5 protein-coding genes are annotated in these 2,800 nt (G+C 32.2%); all 5 read left to right on the forward strand.

Features of this window, described 5'->3' with window-relative positions:
* Positions 1–661 precede the first annotated feature (661 nt).
* The 5 genes from SPD90_RS01135 (at position 662) to SPD90_RS01155 (ending at position 2,688) form a co-directional block, all read left to right on the forward strand.
* Positions 662–1,018: a hypothetical protein gene (locus tag SPD90_RS01135; RefSeq protein ID WP_320924060.1), complete on the forward strand. Its 357-nt coding sequence runs from the start codon at positions 662–664 to the stop codon at positions 1,016–1,018.
* A gap of 161 nt (positions 1,019–1,179) precedes the next feature.
* On the forward strand, positions 1,180–1,500 hold the full coding sequence (locus SPD90_RS01140; RefSeq protein WP_320924061.1) for a hypothetical protein: 321 nt from the start codon (positions 1,180–1,182) through the stop codon (positions 1,498–1,500).
* A gap of 57 nt (positions 1,501–1,557) precedes the next feature.
* Positions 1,558–1,887 carry a hypothetical protein gene (locus tag SPD90_RS01145; RefSeq protein WP_320924062.1) on the forward strand — a complete coding sequence of 110 codons (330 nt, stop codon included), beginning with the start codon at positions 1,558–1,560 and terminating at the stop codon, positions 1,885–1,887.
* A gap of 99 nt (positions 1,888–1,986) precedes the next feature.
* Positions 1,987–2,202 carry a hypothetical protein gene (locus tag SPD90_RS01150; protein ID WP_320924063.1) on the forward strand — a complete coding sequence of 72 codons (216 nt, stop codon included), beginning with the start codon at positions 1,987–1,989 and terminating at the stop codon, positions 2,200–2,202.
* Positions 2,203–2,493: 291 nt separating this feature from the next.
* On the forward strand, positions 2,494–2,688 hold the full coding sequence (locus tag SPD90_RS01155) for a hypothetical protein (RefSeq protein WP_320924064.1): 195 nt from the start codon (positions 2,494–2,496) through the stop codon (positions 2,686–2,688).
* The last annotated feature ends 112 nt before the right edge of the window (positions 2,689–2,800 follow it).

The raw sequence follows: 2,800 nt of genomic DNA on the forward strand, positions 1-2,800 counted from the left end.
AGAAGTACTATCTTAAAACAACTGGTTAAGATAGTACTGATAACAATGATGAATATTCATCTAAACCATCTCTCAATTGCAGTGCAAAGGTAAGCATAAATTTTGAAACTACCAAACTTTTCCTAAATTATTTTTCAATAATGTGCTCATATTATAAAATACATGCTTCCTTATTCCTAGATAACATAACACTCTTATTAATTTTTAAGGTATAAAGAGACCTGGAGCAATTCACCATTAAAGCTCCCTGGTATAGTATTAAGATAGCATTGAAGGCGTTTATATATTATTAGTTCTCACTCTTAGTTATCTCAAGCCCCAATTACCTCTGCCCTACTAATAGTACCCTTTATTCTCCTATGTTGGCTTGGGGACTTCTCAACTATCTTAACCTCTTCAACCTTAATTAGGTCGGTTATGTATCTAGTACTTGCTATGTCCTAGTGGGTGCAAATATAGTGAAAAAGAATAATATAGCAAAATATATAAATAAAAAACTTACTGCTTGTAGGAATAATATTTTTTCTGAAATTTTTTTTTCTGATTTTTTTTTTGAAAAATTTTTGGTATTTGTGGGAGTGGTTTATAACCACCTCTCCCTCCCTCCCCATGCCTTGAGGTTGGGATAGTCCCCCTCATAACACTTAAAACCATTAGCATTATGGCAACTGAAAACAAATCAGAGTTTGGTAAAAGAATGTCAGTAGAAAAATTTCTGTCTGATACAGGCAGTAAGAACCTTGATGTGTATCCACGAGCTGACAAGGTAGGATACTACTACTTCGCCACAGAAAAGACCTTAGGCTATGTTCCACAGGAACTTGGCAAGAAGATTGATTACATCAAGAAGCATAGGGCTGATATTGAGGCTAAAGAGGCACGAGGTGAAAAGCTTAATGATGGTGAGAAGTTAGGTAGTCTCTTCATCACTGAGGTGACTACAGAAGGCTATGATGAGCCTATGTTCATGCTCTGTGAAAGCAAGCGTGAGAGCTTGCTCCACTTCTCAGTGGACTAGTAGGAAGCCCTTCGGGGCTTCCTTTCTTTTGCACAAAGGGTTTAAGTAAATGCCTGAATCTTCTGTACTTATTACTTCTGCTCTAGTAGAGTAGGTAAATAGAATGTTTTTCTTGTAAAGCCGTTCTCACTTCAGCTCTAGTGTGGTGGAAGTGTAAAATTATGATAACTTATCCTACTCTTATGAATTGTGACAATTTATTACAGTTCATGTATAAAAACTACTCTGAACCTTATACTGGTCCTGCTGAATTTGAGGGTACAGAGGTTGAGTTTCAGTTTGCTTGCTGGGAACCCGAGTTATTCATAGTAACTCCGCTGTTTCCTCAGACCATGTTCTTCCTTGATACTCATGTAACAGGGGAGGGAAACATCGCTCTTGGTATTCTTGTAGGCACTGGAACTTTAGATGCTTTTCCTTGCGTTGAACTTCCTGCTTATATAAAGGATGAGCTTATTGCCACTATAAAAGGTGAATGGTAATGTATAACTAGTAGTATGGGGATAAAACTCCATACTACTTCTAAATAAAAAAGAATCATGGAAAAAATAACATATGGGCAATCTGTAGAAAAAGGAGATATTGTTGAAATAAATATTCCTAATGAGAATCCTATTAAAGCTGTAGTATTAGATATTATACAAAGTTACTTTGGAGAGAATTGTTCTGAATATACACATATCATGTATACCCAGGATAATAGATTAATTAAAGCACAGCAACAGTATTCACAGGATTCAGTAGAAGAATATTCAGAAGAAGGTGAGATTATTGGAGGATATGAATGTGAAACATGGTCTCCTATTCAATATGAAGGTACCATTATAGACCATTGTGAAATACCCCAATATGCCAAATTTTTAATATAAGAATAGCATCTTGCTTATAAAAATCATAGAAACATAACTATTTATACCGAGTAATACTAATAAACATTTAAATAAACTACCCAATAAACAACAATCAACATGGCAAAAAATCATACATATCATAGAGAAAACTGTGACTGTTTCATAAGAGAAATCATAGTAGACATCTATGGAAGAGAAATTATCCTTAGTGGACAACATGCCTTTGAATGGTCTATAACTATCTGTACAAAAGAAAGAATAGTAAAGACTGTTTATCCTAATGGCAAAGAAGCAAGAAAAGAATTTTATAAATATAAAAGAAAGAGACAATAGTTACTATTCTTTTATGTTTTACTCAATATATTAACAACTAAAAGACATACAAAATGAACAATAAAATATCAAAATCTATAATCCTTATACTTAAAGGAATACTTCTATGGTTAACTGTTATTAATGTTATTATATCTTGCATGGTAATATTAGATAAAATCTTTGATAGTATTTATACTATCATATATCTAATAATTATTTCTCTTTCTTGTTATTTATGTTATAAGATAATATCAATAGATGAGTTTGAGAAAATAACATTCTGTAAATACTTTGATATAGATCTTAAAGATGAATAATATATCAACTGAAAGACAAAGAGCTGCTGTTCACTTTTGTGAACAGTGGCTCAATATTACTTTTGAAGGTAACATCAAAGATAAATATCAAGTTTCAGTATTCTTAGGAGAATATCTACAGGAAGCTAAAGATTTATACGATGAACTAAGATGTGAATATGAAGCATATCTTTGGGATTTAGATTAAATAACTTATAACCATCTCTTACTATGTATACAATTAAGGTTCAAATTCATACATCTACTAGAGTATATAATTATTCACACTCTAATAAAAGTATAAAAAGACTTCAAAAATA

Origin of the sequence: Intestinibacter sp., from assembly GCF_034113885.1 — a bacterium.
Lineage (GTDB): Bacteria > Bacillota > Clostridia > Peptostreptococcales > Peptostreptococcaceae > Intestinibacter.

What these genes read in the sequence shown, in the direction of transcription:
- SPD90_RS01135 (WP_320924060.1), top strand. Translation starts at nt 662, where the DNA reads ATGGCAACTGAAAACAAATCAGAGTTTGGTAAAAGAATGTCAGTAGAA.
- SPD90_RS01140 (WP_320924061.1), top strand. Translation starts at nt 1,180, where the DNA reads ATGATAACTTATCCTACTCTTATGAATTGTGACAATTTATTACAGTTC.
- SPD90_RS01145 (WP_320924062.1), top strand. Translation starts at nt 1,558, where the DNA reads ATGGAAAAAATAACATATGGGCAATCTGTAGAAAAAGGAGATATTGTT.
- SPD90_RS01150 (WP_320924063.1), top strand. Translation starts at nt 1,987, where the DNA reads ATGGCAAAAAATCATACATATCATAGAGAAAACTGTGACTGTTTCATA.
- SPD90_RS01155 (WP_320924064.1), top strand. Translation starts at nt 2,494, where the DNA reads ATGAATAATATATCAACTGAAAGACAAAGAGCTGCTGTTCACTTTTGT.